The organism is Bradyrhizobium sp. LLZ17 (genome assembly GCF_041200145.1).
GTDB lineage: Bacteria > Pseudomonadota > Alphaproteobacteria > Rhizobiales > Xanthobacteraceae > Bradyrhizobium.
Window position 1 is genome coordinate 1955274 of record NZ_CP165734.1, and the last position, 18003, is coordinate 1973276.

The window sequence follows — 18003 nt, forward strand, 5'->3', positions numbered from 1 at the left end:
GGACTCCATGACTGCACCACGCGACAAACTCGGACGTCCCGTCGTCGTCGTCACCGGCATGGGCATCATGACCTCGCTCGGCGCCGGCAAGACCGACAATTGGGCGAAGCTCGTGGCCGGCGAATCCGGCATCCGCACCATCACGCGCTTTCCGGTCGACGGCCTGAAGACCACGATGGCCGGCACGGTCGATTTCGTCAGCGTCGATCCGTTCTCCTCCACGGGCCTGTCCGAGCGGATGGCCGAGCTGGTGACGGAGGAAGCGCTGGAGCAGGCCGGCATCGGGGCCAAGTGCGATTTTCCGGGCCCGCTGTTTCTCGCGGTCGCGCCGGTCGAGGTCGAATGGCCGCAGCGGCGCGAGCTTGGCCGCGCCGTGGGCAGGCCGGACTTCACCTATGACGATCTGCTGCGCATCTCGGGCGGCGGCAAGTACAGCGCCTATCATCACCGCTTCATGTTCGGCTCGGTGGCCGCCTACCTCGCAGAGACCTTCGGCACCAAGGGCTCGCCGATCTCGCTGTCGACGGCCTGCGCCTCGGGCGCGACCTCGATCCAGCTCGGCGTCGAGGCGATCCGCCGCGGCGAAACCGACGCTGCGCTTTGCGTGGCGACCGACGGCACGGTCAACCCGGAAGCGCTGGTGCGCTTCTCCCTGCTCTCCGCGCTGTCGACCCAGAACGAGCCGCCTCAGGCGGCCTCCCGTCCCTTCTCCAAGAATCGCGACGGTTTTGTCATGGCCGAAGGCGCAGGCGCCCTCGTGCTGGAGAGCTATGAAGCGGCAACCGCGCGCGGCGCAAAGATCCTCGGCGTCATCGCGGGCTGTGGCGAGCTCACCGATTCCTTCCATCGCACCCGCTCTTCGCCTGACGGCAAGCCGATCATCGGCTGCATGAACAAGACGCTGGCCGATGCCGGCATGACGCCGGACCAGATCGACCACATCAACGCACACGGCACGGCGACGCCTGAAAACGACAAGATGGAATACAATACGACATCGGCCGTGTTCGGTGATCTCGTCTCCAAGATTCCGGTCACGTCGAACAAGTCGATGGTCGGCCACACCATCTCGGCCGCGGGCGCGGTGGAGGCGATCTTTTCGCTGCTCACACTCGAGCATCAGCGAATTCCGCCGACGATCAACTACGACACTCCGGATCCCACGATCCTGTTCGACGTCGTCGGCAACAAGGCGCGCGACGCCCGCGTCACCGCTGTCATGTCGAACTCGTTCGGCTTCGGCGGCCAGAACGCCTCGCTGATCCTGACCCGCGAACCGGCCTGACCGGACGCATGGCGCTGCTTCCTGCGAGCATGAAGGCCCGCGCGCGGGAGGCGGCCAAGTCGATCGGCGGCAGCCTGATCGGGGCCGCCACCGTCGGCATGCTGCGCACCACGCGCTATTTCGATCCGGTGAAGACCTCGGACTTCTTCGCGCGCGTCACCAAGCTGATCGGTCCGCGCCTGCGCGAGCATCGTATCGGCCGCGCCAACCTGATCGCTGCCGTTCCCGAGAAGTCGCCGGAGGAGATCGAAAGCATCTTGATGGGCGTGTGGGACAATCTCGGCCGCGTCGGCGCCGAGTTCGCCCATATGGACCAGGTCTGGGATTATGATCGGGAGCACCCCGAGCGAAGTCGCATCACATTGTCGCCGCGCAGCATCGAGCTGTTCGACCACATCAGGGACGACGGCAAGCCAGCGCTGATTTTTGCAGCGCATCTCGCCAATTGGGAATTGCCGGCGCTCGCCGCCGTCGCGCATGGGCTGGATACCGCGATCCTCTACCGCCGCCCGAACATCGCGTCCGCCGACCGCATCATCCAGGAGATGCGCCAGGTCAACATGGGCACGCTGATCCCGGCGGGGCGCGATGCGCCACTGCGGCTCGCGCAGGCGCTCAAGGACGGCAAGCACGTCGCCATGCTGATCGACCAGTATCTCACCGGTGGGGTCGAGGTCACCTTCTTCGGCCGCAAGACCCGCGCCAATCCGATGCTGGCGCGGCTGCTGCGCCAGGTCGAATGCCCCATCCACGGCGTCCGCATCATCCGCCAGCCCGGCGGCCGCTTCACTGCGGAATTGACGGAAGAGGTCAAGCCGGTGCGCGATGCCGGCGGCAAGATCGACATCCAGGGCACGACGCAGGCGGTCACGGACGTGGTGGAAGGCTGGGTGCGCGAGCATCCGGAGCAATGGCTGTGGCTGCACCGCAGGTGGCGGTAGCGGACGCAACTCTTTCCGTCATGGCCGGGCTTGTCCCGGCCATCCACGCATCGCCACGCAGCAGGAAAGACGTGGATGCCCGGGACGAGCCCGGGCATGACGAATGAGCAAGGTGAGCGTCCGCTTCCTCTCAGCCGCTCACCGTCCCGTCTTCACTTTGGTCCACAGCCGATTGATGACGCGCTGGGTCGCCGGATCTCGCGCCGTGATGACGAACAGCTTTGAAAGCGTCGCCTCGTCCGGATAGATGTTCTTGTCGTTCAGGATTTTCGGATCGACCAGCTTCTGGCTGGCGAGGTTGCCGTTGGCGTAGGACAGGAAGTCCGAGTTCTTGGCGGCGACGTCGGGGCGGTAGAGATAGTTGATCAGTTCGTAGGCTTCCTTGACGTTCTTGGCGTCTGCCGGGATCGCGAGATTGTCGAAGAACATCTGCGCGCCCTCCTTCGGGATGGTGTAGCCGATCTCGATGCCTCGCTTGGCTTCGGCAGCGCGAGCACGGGCCTGCATGATGTCGCCGGACCAGCCGACCACGAAGCAGATCTCGCCGGTGGCGAGCGCGCTGAGATATTCGGAGGAGTGAAATTTTCGCACGTAAGGGCGGACCTTGGCCACCACGTCGGCCGCCTTTTCGAGGTCCGCCTGCCTGGTCGAGTTCGGATCGAGCCCGAGATAGTTCAGCGCCGCCGGAAAGATATCGTCGGCGGAGTCGAGCATGTGCACGCCACAATCCCTGAACTTGGCGAGGTTCTCCGGCTTGAAGACGATGTCCCAGCTGTCGATCTTCGCGTCGGGCCCGAGGATCTGCTTCAGCTTGGCAACGTTGTAGCCGATCCCGGTCGTGCCCCACATGTAGTTCGCGGCGTAGAGATTGCCGGGATCGTAGATGGCGAGCCGCTCGGTCACCACCGGCCAGGCGTTAGCGAGGTTCGGCAGCTTCGACTTGTCGAGCTTCTGAAAGATGTTGGCCTTGATCTGACGTTGGAGGAAATACGCCGTGGGCACCACGACGTCATAGCCGGACTTGCCGGCCATCAGGCGCGTCTCCAGCGTCTCGTTGGCGTCAAAGGTGTCGTAGACCACCTTGATGCCGGTCTCCTTGGTGAAGGCCTCCAAGACATCCGGCGCCATGTAATTGGACCAGTTGTAGAAGTTGACGACGCGTTCCTCGGCGGCCGCCTTTTGCGAGGGGAATGTCAGCGCTGCGGCGATCGCGAGACCAAGGCCAAAACCGTAGCGGCGGACATTCGTCATCTTGGTCCTACCTCTTGCGTCCGCGCACCGCGTCCGACAACCGCTCCAGCGCAGTGTCGAGCGTCTGGTCCTTCTTGGCAAAGCAGAACCGCACCACCGAGCTCACCGGGTCCTGCTCGTAGAACGCCGAGACCGGGATCGCCGCGACCTTGTAGTCCTTCACGATGCGCCAGCAGAACTCGGCATCGCTCTCATTGAGCCCGAGCGGCGACAGATCCACAGTCAGGAAGTAGGTGCCCTGCGACTTCAGCACGGGAAAGCCGAGGCTCTCCAATCCCTTGGTGAGACGGTCCCTGCTCAGCGTCAGATCCTTGCGCATTGACAGGAAATACTCGTCGGGCTTGCCGAGCCCGTAGGCCACCGCGGCCTGGAGGTTCGGCGCGGTGGTGAAGGTCAGGAACTGGTGCACCTTGGCCGCCACCCGAAGCAACGGCGGCGCGGCGCAGACGAAGCCGATCTTCCAGCCCGTCAGCGAGAAGATCTTGCCGGCCGAGCCGACCTTGATGGTGCGCTCCCGCATGCCGGGGATGGTGATCAGCGGGATGTGCTTGTGCTCGTCGAAGGTGACGTGCTCCCAGACCTCGTCGGTGATCGCGACGACGTCGAATTCCTGGCAGTAGCGCGCCAGCAGTTCGAGGTCCTCGCGCGGATACACCACTGCCGACGGATTCAGGGGGTTGTTGAAGAGCACCGCCTTGGTCTTCGAGTTGAAGACGCTTTTCAGCATGTCCTCATTCAGCCGCCAGCCCGGCGGCTCGAGCCGCACCAGGCGCGGAATGCCGCCGGCCTGGCGGATGATCGGCAAATAGGGTCATAAACCGGCTGGAAGCAGACCACCTCGTCGCCGGGCTGCACCACCGCGAGGATGGCCGAGGTCAGCGCCTCGGTGCCGCCGGAGGTGACCATCACCTCGCTCATCGGATCGAGCTTCAGGCCATGCCAGTGGCCGTAATGGGTCGCGATCGCCTGGCGCAGCTCCGGGATGCCCATCATCGATGGATACTGGTTGTAGCCGTTGAGCGAGGCATCCGCCGCGGCGCGGCGGATGTCCTCAGGACCCGGATCGTCGGGAAAGCCCTGGCCGAGATTGATGGCGTTGTTGTCGCGCGCGGCCTGCGACATCGCCTCGAAGATGGTGACGGGAAGGTCGGCGAAGACCTTGTTCAGGGAAGCGCTCTTGGTCGTCATCGCCGGGCTAGCCACCGACCTTGCTGGGAAGACCCGCCGCCTTCCAGCCCAGCATGCCGCCGGCCAGATGCTTGTCATAAGGCAGGCCCGCCGCCTGCGCCGCGAGCGAGGCGGTCACCGAACGCTTGCCCGAGCGGCAGGCGAACACGACCTCCTTGCCGGCGGGATCGGGGATCGCGTTCGGATCGAAGGTCGAAAGCGGCACGACCACGCCGTACGGATAGGCCTCGGCCTCGACCTCGTTCGGCTCGCGCACATCGACGAGCAGATACCGCCCTTCAGCGATGCCCTTGGAGACCTCGTCCGGGGTCAGATCCTGTACCTGGTTCGCCACATCATCCTCCAACGTCGCAGCCGCTCGCCGGCGATCCCGGCCGGCCGCAACCTCGCCTCTCGGCTCACGAAAATCAAGCGCTACAAAGGCTTGGGCTGCGCGGCGTAAGTTAAAGCTAAATCGCAGGGACTTGAAGCACCGCTTTCGGAGCAACCCGAATCGTCAGCCTAGATCGTGAGCCTAGATCGTAACTTGCGTGCCGACCTCGACGACGCGGCCGCTCGGGATCTGGAAGTAGTCAGTGGCGTCGTTGGCCGAGCGGCTCAGCGAGATGAACAGCCGGTCCTGCCAGCGCGGCATGCCGGAATGGGCCGCGGGCTTCAGCGCCCTCCGTGACAGGAAGAACGAGGTCGACATGATGTCGAACTGCCAGCCGAGCTTGCGGGCGATCGCCAGCGCCTTCGGCACGTTGGGCGATTCCATGAAGCCGAACTTCAGCGTCACCTTGGAGAAGGTCGGTGAGATCTGCTCCAGCTTGACGCGCTCGGCCGGATTGATGCGCGGCGTTTGCGCGGTCTCGATCGTGAGAATGACATTCTTCTCGTGAAGCACTTTGTAGTGTTTCAGACTGTGCATCAGCGCGGTCGGCGCGCTCAGAGGATCGCTGGTCAGGAACACGGCGGTTCCGGGCACGCGCTGCGGAGGCCGCTTCTCCAGCATCGTCACGAGGTCGGCGAGCGGGAATTCGAGCTTGCGCGACTTCTCGAACAGCAGCCGGCTGCCGCGCCGCCACGTGTACATCAAGAGGATCATGAGGGAGCCGAGCGCGAGCGGCACCCAACCACCCTCGAACACCTTGAGCAGGTTGGCGGCCAGGAACGTCAGGTCGAGGAACAGGAACGGCGCGATCAGGGCGGCGGCAGTCAACGGCGACCACCGCCACACCTTCCAGATCACGACAAAGCCCATCATCGCCGTGACCACCATCGTCCCCGTGACCGAGATGCCATAGGCCGAGGCCAACGCGCTGGAGGAGCGGAACAGCAGCACCAGCAGCATCACCGCGACCAGCAGCAGCTGGTTGATGCGCGGGATGAAGATCTGGCCGGAATGGGCTTCCGACGTATGGCGAATTTCAAAGCGCGGCATCAGCCCGAGCTGGATCGCCTGGCGCGTCAGCGAATAGGCGCCGGTGATAACGGCCTGGCTCGCGATGACAGTGGCGGCGGTGGCGAGGACGACCATGCCGCCGCGAGCCCAGCCTTGCGGAAACAATTGGAAGAACGGGCTTTCGATCGCCTGGGGATCGCCGAGGACGAGAGCGCCCTGCCCCAGATAGTTCAGTGCCAGCGACGGCAGAACGATGAACAGCCATGCGGTCTGGATCGGTCGCTTGCCGAAATGGCCGAGATCGGCATAGAGCGCCTCGGCGCCGGTGACCGCCAGGAACACAGCGCCGAGCGTCACGAAGCCGATGATGCCGTGATGAAGCATGAACGACACTGCGTACAGCGGGTTCAAAGCCAGCAGGATTTGCGGCTGCTGGACGATGGGATGGATCGCCGCCGCCGCGATCACGGCGAACCAGACGCACATCACCGGGCCGAAAAAGGCAGCGACGCGGGCGGTGCCACGCGATTGCACGGCGAACAGGCCAACCAGGATGATGACCGTCAGCGGCACGACGTAAGGCTCGAACGTGGCGGTGACGTCCTTCATGCCTTCAACGGCCGACAGCACCGACAGTGCCGGCGTGATCACCGCGTCCCCGTAGAACAGGGCGCCGGAGATGATGCCGAGCAGGACGATGGTCGCCCCGCGGGTGCCGACCGCGCGTTGGGCCAGCGCCATCAGGGCGAGCGTGCCGCCCTCGCCATTGTTGTCGGCGCGCAGCAGGATGACGACGTATTTGAGCGTCACCACGACGATCAGCGCCCACAGGATCAGGGACACCACTCCGAGCACAGCCGCGGCGGTGGGCGCGCCCTCTGCACCCGACGCTGCCGTCACCGCCTCGCGGAACGCGTACAGCGGGCTGGTGCCGATGTCGCCATAGACCACGCCGATGCTGCCGAGCGTCAGCGCGCCGAAGCCAGCTGTAGTGTGGGCGTCGCCATGCCCGTTGCCCGCCGCCGTTTCCGGGGCGGGAATTGCTACGTCACTTGTCATGGGAGAGCCTGGTGGCCTCTAAAAATGCTTCACTGCACAACGGCGGAGGAGCGCGCGCGGCTTATAGTCTTGCGCTGGCGGCATAGCCTAGGCCGATTCTGGGCCCGCGGCATGCAAATTTGCATAGGTGCGCCGATTGCGTTCAAATGGTGACTTGGGTCCCCACTTCAACCACCCGGCCGGTCGGAATCTGGAAATAGTCCGTGGCATCGTTGGCGGACCGGCTAAGCGCGATGAACAGATGGTCCTGCCAGAGCGGCATGCCGGACTGCGCCGACGCCTTCAGCGACCGCCGCGAGACGAAGAACGACGTCGACATGATGTCGAACTGCCAGCCCCTGCTTGCGCGCGATCGCCAGCGCCTTGGGGACATTCGGCTGCTCCATGAAGCCGAAGCGCAGGCGGACCTTCGAGAACTTGTCGCTGATCTTCTCCATGCGGAAGCGCTCGGACAGATCGACCCGCGGCGTTTGCGCGGTCTCGATGGTCAGGACCACATTGTGCTCGTGCAGCACCTTGTTGTGCTTGAGATTGTGCAACAGCGCGGTCGGCACGAAGGCGGGATCGCTGGTCAGGAAGACCGCCGTGCCCTTGACGATGTGCGGCGGCCGCTTCTCGAGACTGCGGATGAGATCGTCCAGCGGCACCTCGATGCGGCGCGTCTTCTGGATCAGGATTCCCGAGCCACGCCGCCAGGTCCAGATCGTGGCCGCCATCACCACGCCGAACAGCAGCGGCACCCAGGCGCCTTCGAGCAGCTTCAGGAGATTGGCGCTGAAGAAGGTGATGTCGACCATGACGAAGGGCAGGATCACGACCGCGGCCGTGGCAACGCGCCAATTCCACAATTTCCAGATCACGATGAAGCCCATGATGCCGTCGGCGACCATGGTGGTGGACACCGCGATGCCGTAGGCCGAAGCGAGGCCGCTCGGCGTCCGGAACAACAGGACCAGCAGCATCACGCCGATCAGGAGCAGCCGGTTCACCCGGGGCAGATAGATCTGGCCGGCATGGGTTTCAGAGGTGTAACGCACCTCGAAGCGAGGCAGCAGCCCGAGCTGCACCGCCTGATAGACCAGCGAATAGGCGCCGGTGATCACGGCCTGACTCGCGATCACAGTCGCCGCAGTCGCAAGCCCGACCAGCGGCAGCACCCAATGCTCGGGGACCATGCGATAGAAGGAGTGTTCGATTGCGCCCGGATCGGACAATACCAGCGCGCCCTGCCCGAAATAGTTGATCAGCAGCGACGGCAGCACGAAAAACATCCAGGCCGACTGGATCGGCTTGCGGCCGAAATGACCGAGATCGGCATAGAGCGCCTCGCCCCCGGTCACCGCCAGGAAGACGGCTCCTAACGTCACGAGACCGATCGTGCCGTGCGACAGCAGGAATTGCAGCGCATAATACGGATTGATCGCGGCCAGCACCGAGGGGTCGTCGGCGATGTGGACGACGCCCAGCACGGCGAGGCAGGTGAACCAGACCACCATGACCGGCCCGAAGGCGGAAGCCACCAGCGCCGTCCCCTTGCTCTGGACCGCGAACAGCAGCGCCAGGATGAAGACGGTGAGTGGCACGACATAGTGCTCGAACGCAGGCGTCGCGAGCTTGAGGCCGTCGACCGCCGACAGAACCGAGATCGCCGGCGTGATCATGGAATCGCCGATGAACATGGAAGCGCCAACCACGCCAAGGGCGAGCAGGAACCAGCTTCGGCGCCCGAGCGCGCGCTGGCCGAGCGCCATCAGCGAGAGCGTGCCGCCCTCCCCGTTGTTGTCGGCGCGCAGCAGCAACAGCACGTATTTGGCGGTGACGACGATCAGCAGCGCCCACAGGATCAGCGAGAGCACGCCGAGCACCATGATCCGCGTAACCGGCTCGCCGTGAGCCGCGCCCCTGACCGCTTCGTGGAATGCATAGAGCGGAGAGGTCCCGATGTCGCCGAAGACAACGCCGATGCTCCCCAGCGTCAGGGACCAAAAACCGGAGGTGACCGGCCCCTCGTGGGTCTCGGTCGATGTGATGCTCGCCGTCATGAGGGTGGAGAACGCTTCGTCCCTAGAATTGATCCGGCGCGTTTCGACGCTTCCGGCGCGCCTGTCAATCGGCCTGCCACCATAGCAGCCGGCACGGCAGATGCTGTGACGGCGCGGCCACGTTCGTCGTCGTCGTGACGATCGAGCCTAGGTAAAATGGTAGCGCAAGGGATTTATGGCTTCAAGTTCGGCGGCAGGGGCGGATCTTCGCGCATCAGAGTGATCGTGACGCGGCGGTTGGCGGCCAGCGAAGGGTCGTCCGGAAACAACGGCTGGGTATCCGCCTTGCCGGAGACGGCGAAGACGTGCGCCGGCGGCAGGCCCTCGCGCTCGAGGATCTGACGCACAGCGTTGGCACGGTCGGCCGAGAGATCGAACGCGCCGTAGTCGCTGCGGGTCGGCACGAAGCCGGCCGCCGTGTGGCCGGCGATGGAGACACGCAAGGGCGTCGCCTTCAGCGGGATCGCGAGCTTCTCGATCAGGCGGCGGGTGCGGTCGTAGGGCACCTTGGAGCCGTCGGCAAACATCGAGCGGCCATCCTGGTCGACGATCTCGAGGTTGAGACCCTGCTTGGTCTCCTCGAACATGATGTGCTTGGACATCTCGGTCAGTTCCGGCATGTCCTGCAGCGCCTGCCGCAGCGAGGCTGCCGCCAGTGCGAAGTTGCGGTCGACCTTGATCTTCGCCCCCGAGGTGCGGTCGCGATCCTCCTGGTCCGGGGTCGGCGTATTGGAGGCATCCTCAGGCTCGATGTGATCGACGTTCTTGAGCCGCGGGCGGGTCGGCAGACCGTCCGACTCGACGATACCGGCGTAGCGCGCTTCGCTCTGGACGCCGAAAGCGTCGCGCATGGAGCCTGCGACCACCTTCAGCTTGTTGGCATCCTGGGTCGAGAACGCGACGAGCATCACGAAGAAGCTCATCATCAGGCCCATCAAGTCGGCGAAGGTCACGAACCAGCCGTGACCGCCTCCATGTGCATCGCCGCGCTTCTTCTTGGCCATCTTTCAGATCCCGGCGGCGGCGTTAGGCCGGCACCGGCTCGCCTTCGGCGTGGCGGTGCTTCTCGGGCAGATAGGCCAGCAGCATTTCGCGCACCAGCGTCGGGCTCTTGGAGTCACGGATCATCAAAATGCCGTCGATGATCAGCGTGCGGTTGGTCTCCTCGTCCAGGAGCTTGCCGTGCAATTTATCGGCGATCGGGATGCAGAACAGGTTCGCGACCAGCGCGCCGTAGAGCGTTGCGAGCAGCGCGGTCGCCATGAACGGGCCGAGCTTGGACGGATCGGTCATGTTGGCGAACATCTGCACCATGCCGATCAGCGTGCCGACCATGCCGAAAGCCGGAGCGCAATCGCCGACGGCGCGGTAGATCTTGCTGCCTTCGTCCAGATGCATCAGGAAATTGTCGCGGTCGCGCTCGAGATTGTCGCGGATGAAATCGAGGTCGTAGCCGTCGGCGACGTAGCGGATGCCCTTGGCGAGGAACGGCTCGTCGGTCTCGACTTTTTCCAACCCCACCGGGCCCTGCTTGCGGGCGATCTCGGCGATGCGGGCGAGTTCGTCGACCAGATCGTGCGCAGACAGACGGCTCATCGTGAAGGCGAATTTGGCGCCGAGCGGCAGGCCGTGCATCAGCGCCGAGAGCGGAAAGCGGATCATGGTCGCGGCCGTCGAGCCACCGAAGATGATGATCATCGCATGCTCGGAGATGAACATGTGAAGATCGCCGCCCAGCAGCATCATCACCGCGATGACGATAATGCCCGCCACGAGGCCGACGCTCGTCATGATATCCATGGGAGACTCCAACGCGAACGCAACAACGGCCGTCCTGGCCGATGGCGCAGTCCAACCCCGAACCGCATCGAAAACCCTAGTGGCGCGCGATTAAAGACGCGTAAAGGTTAAGTCCGGACAGTGCGGCACGCCGCCGCTGAACGAGCCGCGATTTGCCGTCAAGCGACAGGAATTTCAACGCTTCGCTAACCATAACCGGATGGGCTAGGACGACAGGCCGGTCAGCTCCAGGCTGAGCGCGCGCAGGCGCTTGCGCGCGTCCGCGTCGTAGGCCTGCGGATTGGCGCGCATCTCGTTCATGCCGTTGAAGAACAGGCCGCTCTTGCCCGCGACGTCGTCGCCCTCGACCAGATGCAGGATCGCAGCACCACCCTGTTCGACGGTCGACATGGGCGTGATGCCGCCGGCCCGCACCATGGTCGTATTCATGTAGGTCGCCGGATGCAGCGCGTTCACCGTGATGCCGGCATCCCTAAGCTCTTCCGCGAGATCGATGGTGAACATGATCTGCGCGAGCTTGCTCTGGGCATAGGCGCGCGAGCCGCTGTAGCCCTTGGTGATCATGACGTCGTCGAAATCGATCGGATGCTGGCCGAGGGACGCAACATTGACGATCCGCGACGGCGCCGCACTCTTGAGCAGCGGCAGCAGCAGACGGGCGAGCAGGAAGCCCGAGAGATAGTTGACGGCAAAGCGCAGCTCGTGACCGTCGCGGCTCTCCTGCCGCTGCGGCCCGTCGTTCTGCGAGCCGATGCCGGCATTGCTGACGAAGACGTCGATACGCCGATGATCGCGGATCACGGCTGCGGCGAGCTCGCGCGTGGCTGAAATCGACGACAGATCGGCCTGATAAAACGTCGGCGCGGCGTGGCCGGCCTTCACGATCGCGTCGATCAGCGTTTGCGCGCGCGGCGTCGCGGCCGTGGATCAGCACGCGCGCGCCCTCGGCGGCAAGACGACTTGCGACATAGCGCCCGACACCATCGGTCGAGCCCGTGATCAGCACCGTCTTGCCGCGCATGTCCATGGGATCACTCCGTGCTCAGTGAATCTCCGCCGAGCGCTTCAGCGCGGCCTTCAGCTTCTCCAGCGAGAAGTCGGGGCTGCGGGCGATCTCGAGGATCGGCGTCTCGCGGCGGCCGCAAAGCTCGGCCGCCTCCGGCAGTATCGCCGCAATGTCGAGCGGGATCACGATGGCGCCATGCTGGTCGGCATGGATCAGGTCGTCCGATTTCACGGTCATGCCGGCAACGCGCACTTCGCCGCCGAAGCTTTCCGCATGCACCCATGCATGCGACGGGCCGATCGAGCCGGCCAGCGCCTGGAAGCCGGACGCCCATTGCGGGATGTCGCGGATCGAGCCGTCGGTGATGACGCCGAGGCAACCGAGCGCCTTGTGCACGTTGCTCTGCACCTCGCCCCAGAACGCGCCGTAGCCGACGTCAGGACCGTCGATGTCCTGGATCACCGAGATGCGCGGGCCGTGGCCGGTGCCGACATATTCGTAATAGTCGATGCGGCGCCTGGACTGCTCGTCCGGTGCAAGCGAGGACTTCAGCACCGAGCGGATCGCAACGGTGCGCGCATAGCCGACGATCGGCGGCAGACCGGGGAACGGGCAGACCAGCGGCTTGGTGGTGTAGCCGATCAGCCGGCGCTCGGGCGCCACGATCTCCATCGCGTTGCAGATCGTCGGCGTATCGTAGCGACCCAGCGCTTCGAGCACGGAAGCAGGCAGCGGCCCGGTTGCGGTATCAGTCACGGCATTCTCCCCCAGGTTGGCGGCTGATTGACGCGGTGCCGCCGGCACAGGGCGATATAGCCGAGATCGGGCCTCAACCCAACTCAGGAAGCTCTCATGGCAGATATCCGCGATCTGCCGTTCAGTGCAGCCGATCGGGCCGGTCGTCGCGCGGCGGCTCCGACAGGTTGGCCAGCGTCGGCGCCGAAGGCGGCGACGAGACCTCGCCCGCCACGGGCGCGGCGGCTTCCATCGCGCGCGCCTGGTCGCGATAGGATTTATAGCCGAGCGGCAGGGCGAGCAGATACAGCACCGTTCCGATCGTCAGCACCTGCCAGGGATAAGCGATCACAAGCGCGATGAAGACGACCACCGCGACGAACGCCGGCAGCACCAGTTCGGGCGGCACGCGCATGCGCTTGGTCTTGCCGGAGAACACCGGCAGGCGCGACACCATCAGGAAGGCGATCAGCAGCGTGTAGGCGGCCGTCAGCGCCGCGGGCCAGCGGCCCAGATCGAGGAACGCGACATAGATCGGCAGCAGCACCGTGATCGCGCCGGCCGGCGCCGGCACGCCGGTGAAGAAATTGGCGGCGAAGGCCGGCTTGTTCGGATCGTCCATGGTGGCGTTGAAGCGCGCGAGCCGCAGGCCCCCGGAGATCGCAAACACCATCGCCGCGATCCAGCCGGCATTGCCGAGCTCGTGCAGCTGCCAGAAATACAGCATCAAGCCGGGCGCCACGCCGAAATTGACGAAGTCGGCGAGGCTGTCGAGCTCGGCGCCGAATTTGGACTGGCCCTTGATCATGCGGGCGACGCGGCCGTCGATGCCGTCGAGCGCGGCTGCAAACACGATGGCGTAGACGGCGAGCGTCATCCGCCCTTCGATCGACAGCCGGATCGCCGTCAGCCCGGCGCAGATCGCCAGCAGCGTGATGACGTTGGGCACCAGCATCCGCACCGGGATCGGGCGGAACCGCCGGCGGCGCACGTCTGGATCTTTGAAGTCGTAGGGCGTCATGGCTCGTCCTCACGTTAGGACGAGATATAGCAAGCCACGCTCCCCTCCGCCATTGCGGCGGAAGACCCCCGGCCTGGGCCCCAATGGTTAATTGGCGCGATAGGCGCGGGCCGTATCATCCGAAACGAGGTCGGCCAGGATAGTTTCGCCGGCAATCGCGGTCTGCCCTTCGGAGACCAGCGCCTTGGTGCCGAGCGGCAGATAAACATCAAGCCGTGAGCCGAAGCGGATCAGGCCGAACCGCTCGCCGGCGCCGAGCGCCTGCCCTTCCCGGACGAAGCAGACGATGCGTTTGGCCACGAGGCCCGCGATCTGGATCACGCCGATGCGGCCTTGCGGCGTCGAGATGACCAGCGAATTGCGCTCATTGTCCTCGCTCGCCTTGTCGAGCTCGGCATTGATGAAGAGGCCCGGCCGGTAGGCTATGCGGTCCACCCTGCCCGCCACCGGGCTGCGGTTCACATGGCAGTTGAACACGCTCATGAAGACCGAGATGCGCGGCAGCGGCCGGTCGCCGAGCCCGAGCTCGGCAGGCGGCAGCGCCATTGTGATCATGGAAACGCGGCCGTCGGCCGGCGACACCACGAGCCCATCCCGTACCGGCGTGACGCGCACGGGATCACGGAAGAATAGCGCGCACCAGACCGTGAGAATGGTGCCGATCCACCCGAGCGGCGACCACAGCCAGAACAGGACGAGGCTTGCCAGCGCAAAGCCGCCGATGAAGGGATAGCCCTCCTTGTGGATCGGCGGGATCTGCCGCTGGACGGAATCGAGAATGGACATCGCTATCTGCCGCAAAAAGGGGTGATGGCGCGGGTGGTCTCGCGCACGGGGTTGTTTAGGCCAGAGTTGGGACCGGAGACAAGCTCACTCCGCGGCGACCGGCGTCGTGAGGACGTCCTCGACCGGCGGCGGCTCCCGGTTCGGCGCCTCGCTGGTGTCGGCCATCTTGGCCAGTTTCTCGCGTGCGGCCTCGGCCTCGCGCTGCCTGTTCCACATGCTGGCATAGAGGCCACCCTGCGCCAGCAGCTGGGCATGCGTGCCGCGCTCGGCGATGCGGCCCTGGTCCAGCACGATGATCTCGTCGGCGCCGACGATGGTGGAGAGCCGGTGTGCGATCACCAGCGAGGTGCGGTTCTTGGCGACGCGGTCGAGCGCACCCTGGATCTCGTGCTCGGTGTGGGTGTCGAGCGCCGAGGTCGCCTCGTCCAGCACCAGGATCGGCGGCGCCTTCAGCACGGTCCGCGCGATCGCGACGCGCTGCTTCTCGCCGCCGGACAATTTCAGGCCGCGCTCGCCGACCTGGGTCTCATAACCCTTCGGCGCCATGCGGATGAAACGGTCGATCTGCGCCAGCTGCGCCGCCTCTTCGACCGCGGGATCGTCAGCGTCCCAGCGGCCGTAGCGGATGTTGTAGCGGATGGTGTCGTTGAACAGCACGGTGTCCTGCGGCACCATGCCGATCGAGGCGCGCAGCGAAGCCTGCGTAACGTCGCGGATGTCCTGGCCGTCGATCAGGATCTTGCCGCCCGAGATATCGTAGAGCCGGAACAGCAGCCGCGAGATAGTCGACTTGCCGGCTCCGGACGGGCCGACGATCGCGACCGTCTTGCCGGCCGGCACCTCGAAGCTGATGCCTTTGAGGATCGGTCGCGCCGGCTCATAGGCAAAGCGCACGTCCTCGAAACGCAAATTTCCCGCGGAGACCACCAGCGGCTTTGCGCCGGGCGCGTCCTTGATCTCGGCCTCACGGCCGAGCACGTTGAACATCTTCTCGATGTCGATGATCGCCTGCTTGATCTCGCGATAAACCATGCCCATGAAGTTCAGCGGCTGGTAGAGCTGGATCATCATGGCATTGACCAGCACGAAATCGCCGACCGTGTTGGTGCCGTTGCGCACGCCGATCGCGCACATCAGCATGGTCGCGGTCAGGCCCAGCGTGAAGATGACGGCTTGCCCGGTGTTAAGCACGGCGAGCGAGGTATAGGCCTGCACGCTCGCCTCCTCGTAGCGCGCGACCGAGCGGTCGTAACGCTGCGCCTCGCGTGCCTCGGCGCTGAAATATTTCACGGTCTCGTAGTTGAGCAGGGAGTCGATCGCCTTGGTGTTCGCCTCGGTGTCCGAATCGTTCATCTTGCGGCGAATGCCGATCCGCCACTCGGTCGCGACATAGGTGTAGTACATATAGACGGCGACGGTGATCAGCGTCGCCACCACGTAGCGCCAGTCGAACTGCCATAGCAGCACCGCCAGCAGCAACGAGACCTCGACGATAGTCGGGATCAGCTGGAGAATCACCATACGCACGATGACTTCGATGCCGGAGCGGCCGCGCTCGAGCACGCGCGTCAGGCCGCCGGTCTTGCGCTCCAGGTGAAAGCGCAGCGAGAGCTCGTGCATGTGGATGAAAGTGATGGTGGCGAGCTTGCGGACCGCGTGCATGGCGACGCGCGCAAAGATGCCGTCGCGCCACTGCGTCAGCACCGCCATCAGGATGCGCGTCACGCCGTAGCTCGCCGTCAGCAGCAGCGGCGATGCGATCACCCAGAGGTGCCAGTTGTCAGGCTGCACCGGCGCGGTGTTGGCGCCGGTCAGCGCGTCCGTCGCCCATTTGAAGCTGAAGGGAACCGTCAGCGTGATCAGCTTGGCCGCGAGCAGCAGCACCATCGACCAGACCACGCGCATCTTCAGGTCGAAGCGGTCGCCGGGCCAGATATAGGGCCACAAATGCGCCAGCGTGCCCATCAACGTGGCCCGCTCCAGCGCTCCGCCGGCAGGATCAGGAACGTCGGCGCCGCCGAGCGATTGAAGTTGGTCCATCAAGAAGCCTGAAGGCCCGCCGGATGCGGGCAGCGTTGCGATTTGCGATTTTCGTCCGACATATAGAGACTTCCAGATGCCAGTGCACCCCGCCAGATGGCGAATCTTCGATTGTTTGTCGCCATTTACCGGTAGATTTCCGGTGGGCCCGAATCACCGATTGGGCTTGACGCATCTTCGCTGCAATGCATCATGGCACCAATGAGCACGATCAAAACCGTCTGTGTCTATTGCGGCTCCGGCCCCGGAACCAATCCCCACTTCACCGAAGGCGCCAAGGCGTTCGGCAAGGCGCTCGCCGAGAACAACATCCGCCTGGTCTATGGCGGCGGCTCGCTCGGCCTGATGGGCTCGGTTGCGACCTCCGTGCTCGACCACGGCGGCACCGTCACCGGCATCATTCCCGAATTCCTGCGGAAGCGCGAGAACGCGCTGACCAGGGTGCAGGAGATGATCGTCACGCCCGACATGCACGAGCGCAAGCGGCTGATGTTCGAGCGCTCCGACGCCTTCGTGGCGCTGCCGGGCGGCGTCGGCACGCTGGAGGAGCTGGTCGAGCAGTTGACCTGGAAGCAGCTCGGGCGCCACGCCAAGCCGGTGCTGCTCGCCAATATCGACAATTTCTGGGAGCCGCTGTTCTCCCTGCTGTCGCATATGCGCCAGACCGAGTTTATCCGCGCCGGTCTGTCCGTCGACATCATCAAAGCCGATCGGATCGAGGAGATATTGCCGAAGCTGAAAGCCGCGGCGACACAGATCGCCGAGTCGGAAAAGCAGATGGCCCCCGAAGTGGCGCGCAGGCTCTAAGGATTGGCTGATTCGATATAGCCGCGGGCTCGGTCACCTCTCCCGCTTGCGGGAGAGGTCGCCGCGCAGCGGCGGGTGAGGGTTCTCTCCTCGTTGGAATCTCTTTGCAGAGACACCCTCTCCCCAGCCCTCTCCCGCAAGCGGGAGAGGGAGCGCACCTCCTTCGCGTTCGATAGTTAGCAATTGATCGTCACGCTCTACTCTGCCGGAAACGTCACCGCCTCGATGCGGTTGCCGTCGGGATCGACGACGAAGGCCGCGTAGTAGCGCACGCGGTCGTGCGGACGGATGCCCGGGGCACCATCCGATGCACCGCCGGCCGCAAGCGCCGCGGCGTGAAACGCATCGACTTCGCCCGTCGTCCTCGCCCGCAGGCAAATGTGCACGCCGCTCTCCGGCAGCACCCGCGGCATGCCCTCGCGCAGATTGACCCAGAATTCCGGATAAGCCTTGCCGAACCCGACCGTGCGCGGCCGCGTGACCAGACGCGTGAGGCCGAGCGCGGCGAGGATTACTTCGTAGAATTTCGCGGAGCGATCGAGCTCGCTGACGCCGACGGAGATGTGATCGATCATTGGCTGTCCCTCACGCAGTCATTCCGGGGCACGCAAAGCGTGAACCCGGAATCTCGAGATTCCGGGTTCGGTCCTGCGGACCG

At 64.9% G+C, this 18003-nt stretch carries 13 protein-coding genes and 3 pseudogenes; 3 read left to right on the plus strand and 13 right to left on the minus strand.

Features of this window, described 5'->3' with window-relative positions; genetic code table 11:
• Positions 1-7 precede the first annotated feature (7 nt).
• The gene (locus AB8Z38_RS09845) at positions 8-1285 is read left to right on the plus strand and encodes a beta-ketoacyl-ACP synthase (protein ID WP_369724631.1); all 1278 of its coding nucleotides are present in this window, start codon (positions 8-10) and stop codon (positions 1283-1285) included.
• Between the two features lie 8 nt (positions 1286-1293).
• The gene (locus AB8Z38_RS09850) at positions 1294-2226 is read left to right on the plus strand and encodes a lipid A biosynthesis lauroyl acyltransferase (RefSeq protein WP_369724633.1); all 933 of its coding nucleotides are present in this window, start codon (positions 1294-1296) and stop codon (positions 2224-2226) included.
• A gap of 138 nt (positions 2227-2364) precedes the next feature.
• Here AB8Z38_RS09850 and AB8Z38_RS09855 read toward each other — a convergent pair whose 3' ends face one another.
• The 12 genes and pseudogenes from AB8Z38_RS09855 to AB8Z38_RS09910 all read right to left on the minus strand — a co-directional run bounded on the left by AB8Z38_RS09855 (position 2365) and on the right by AB8Z38_RS09910 (position 16538).
• Entirely contained in the window at positions 2365-3477 is a 1113-nt protein-coding gene (locus AB8Z38_RS09855; protein ID WP_369724634.1) for a polyamine ABC transporter substrate-binding protein, read from the minus strand.
• Between the two features lie 7 nt (positions 3478-3484).
• Positions 3485-4665, minus strand: a pseudogene (locus tag AB8Z38_RS09860) (aminotransferase).
• 7 nt (positions 4666-4672) lie between these two features.
• The gene (locus AB8Z38_RS09865) at positions 4673-4999 is read right to left on the minus strand and encodes a rhodanese-like domain-containing protein (RefSeq protein ID WP_369724635.1); all 327 of its coding nucleotides are present in this window, start codon (positions 4997-4999) and stop codon (positions 4673-4675) included.
• 180 nt (positions 5000-5179) lie between these two features.
• On the minus strand, positions 5180-7108 hold the full coding sequence (locus tag AB8Z38_RS09870) for a potassium transporter Kup (RefSeq protein WP_369724636.1): 1929 nt from the start codon (positions 7106-7108) through the stop codon (positions 5180-5182).
• A 142-nt stretch (positions 7109-7250) separates the two neighbouring features.
• Positions 7251-9150, minus strand: a pseudogene (locus AB8Z38_RS09875) (potassium transporter Kup).
• Positions 9151-9323: 173 nt separating this feature from the next.
• Positions 9324-10154 carry a flagellar motor protein MotB gene (locus tag AB8Z38_RS09880; protein WP_369724637.1) on the minus strand — a complete coding sequence of 277 codons (831 nt, stop codon included), beginning with the start codon at positions 10152-10154 and terminating at the stop codon, positions 9324-9326.
• Between the two features lie 22 nt (positions 10155-10176).
• Positions 10177-10950 carry a motility protein A gene (locus AB8Z38_RS09885; protein WP_369724638.1) on the minus strand — a complete coding sequence of 258 codons (774 nt, stop codon included), beginning with the start codon at positions 10948-10950 and terminating at the stop codon, positions 10177-10179.
• A 204-nt stretch (positions 10951-11154) separates the two neighbouring features.
• Positions 11155-11977, minus strand: a pseudogene (locus AB8Z38_RS09890) (SDR family NAD(P)-dependent oxidoreductase).
• Positions 11978-11992: 15 nt separating this feature from the next.
• Entirely contained in the window at positions 11993-12712 is a 720-nt protein-coding gene (locus tag AB8Z38_RS09895) for an RraA family protein (RefSeq protein ID WP_369724640.1), read from the minus strand.
• Positions 12713-12833: 121 nt separating this feature from the next.
• Entirely contained in the window at positions 12834-13712 is an 879-nt protein-coding gene (locus AB8Z38_RS09900) for a phosphatidylcholine/phosphatidylserine synthase (RefSeq protein ID WP_369724642.1), read from the minus strand.
• A gap of 87 nt (positions 13713-13799) precedes the next feature.
• Positions 13800-14504, minus strand: coding sequence for a phosphatidylserine decarboxylase (locus AB8Z38_RS09905; protein ID WP_369726793.1), 705 nt, complete (start codon positions 14502-14504; stop codon positions 13800-13802).
• A gap of 78 nt (positions 14505-14582) precedes the next feature.
• Positions 14583-16538 carry an ABC transporter ATP-binding protein/permease gene (locus AB8Z38_RS09910; protein ID WP_369724643.1) on the minus strand — a complete coding sequence of 652 codons (1956 nt, stop codon included), beginning with the start codon at positions 16536-16538 and terminating at the stop codon, positions 14583-14585.
• A 201-nt stretch (positions 16539-16739) separates the two neighbouring features.
• Here AB8Z38_RS09910 and AB8Z38_RS09915 point away from each other — a divergent pair, with 201 nt between their 5' ends.
• Positions 16740-17345 (plus strand): TIGR00730 family Rossman fold protein, encoded by a 606-nt coding sequence (locus tag AB8Z38_RS09915; RefSeq protein ID WP_369724645.1) that lies wholly within the window; start codon positions 16740-16742, stop codon positions 17343-17345.
• Between the two features lie 197 nt (positions 17346-17542).
• Here the strand turns inward: AB8Z38_RS09915 and AB8Z38_RS09920 are convergent, their stop codons facing one another.
• Positions 17543-17920, minus strand: a complete 378-nt coding sequence (locus AB8Z38_RS09920) for a VOC family protein (protein ID WP_369724647.1) — start codon at positions 17918-17920, stop codon at positions 17543-17545.
• Between the last annotated feature and the right edge of the window lie 83 nt (positions 17921-18003).

Bases quoted from the DNA above. Each gene is read 5' to 3' on its own strand.
- AB8Z38_RS09845 (WP_369724631.1), top strand. From the start codon at position 8: ATGACTGCACCACGCGACAAACTCGGACGTCCCGTCGTCGTCGTCACC.
- AB8Z38_RS09850 (WP_369724633.1), top strand. From the start codon at position 1,294: ATGGCGCTGCTTCCTGCGAGCATGAAGGCCCGCGCGCGGGAGGCGGCC.
- AB8Z38_RS09855 (WP_369724634.1), bottom strand. From the start codon at position 3,477: ATGACGAATGTCCGCCGCTACGGTTTTGGCCTTGGTCTCGCGATCGCC.
- AB8Z38_RS09870 (WP_369724636.1), bottom strand. From the start codon at position 7,108: ATGACAAGTGACGTAGCAATTCCCGCCCCGGAAACGGCGGCGGGCAAC.
- AB8Z38_RS09880 (WP_369724637.1), bottom strand. From the start codon at position 10,154: ATGGCCAAGAAGAAGCGCGGCGATGCACATGGAGGCGGTCACGGCTGG.
- AB8Z38_RS09885 (WP_369724638.1), bottom strand. From the start codon at position 10,950: ATGGATATCATGACGAGCGTCGGCCTCGTGGCGGGCATTATCGTCATC.
- AB8Z38_RS09900 (WP_369724642.1), bottom strand. From the start codon at position 13,712: ATGACGCCCTACGACTTCAAAGATCCAGACGTGCGCCGCCGGCGGTTC.
- AB8Z38_RS09910 (WP_369724643.1), bottom strand. From the start codon at position 16,538: ATGGACCAACTTCAATCGCTCGGCGGCGCCGACGTTCCTGATCCTGCC.
- AB8Z38_RS09915 (WP_369724645.1), top strand. From the start codon at position 16,740: ATGAGCACGATCAAAACCGTCTGTGTCTATTGCGGCTCCGGCCCCGGA.
- AB8Z38_RS09920 (WP_369724647.1), bottom strand. From the start codon at position 17,920: ATGATCGATCACATCTCCGTCGGCGTCAGCGAGCTCGATCGCTCCGCG.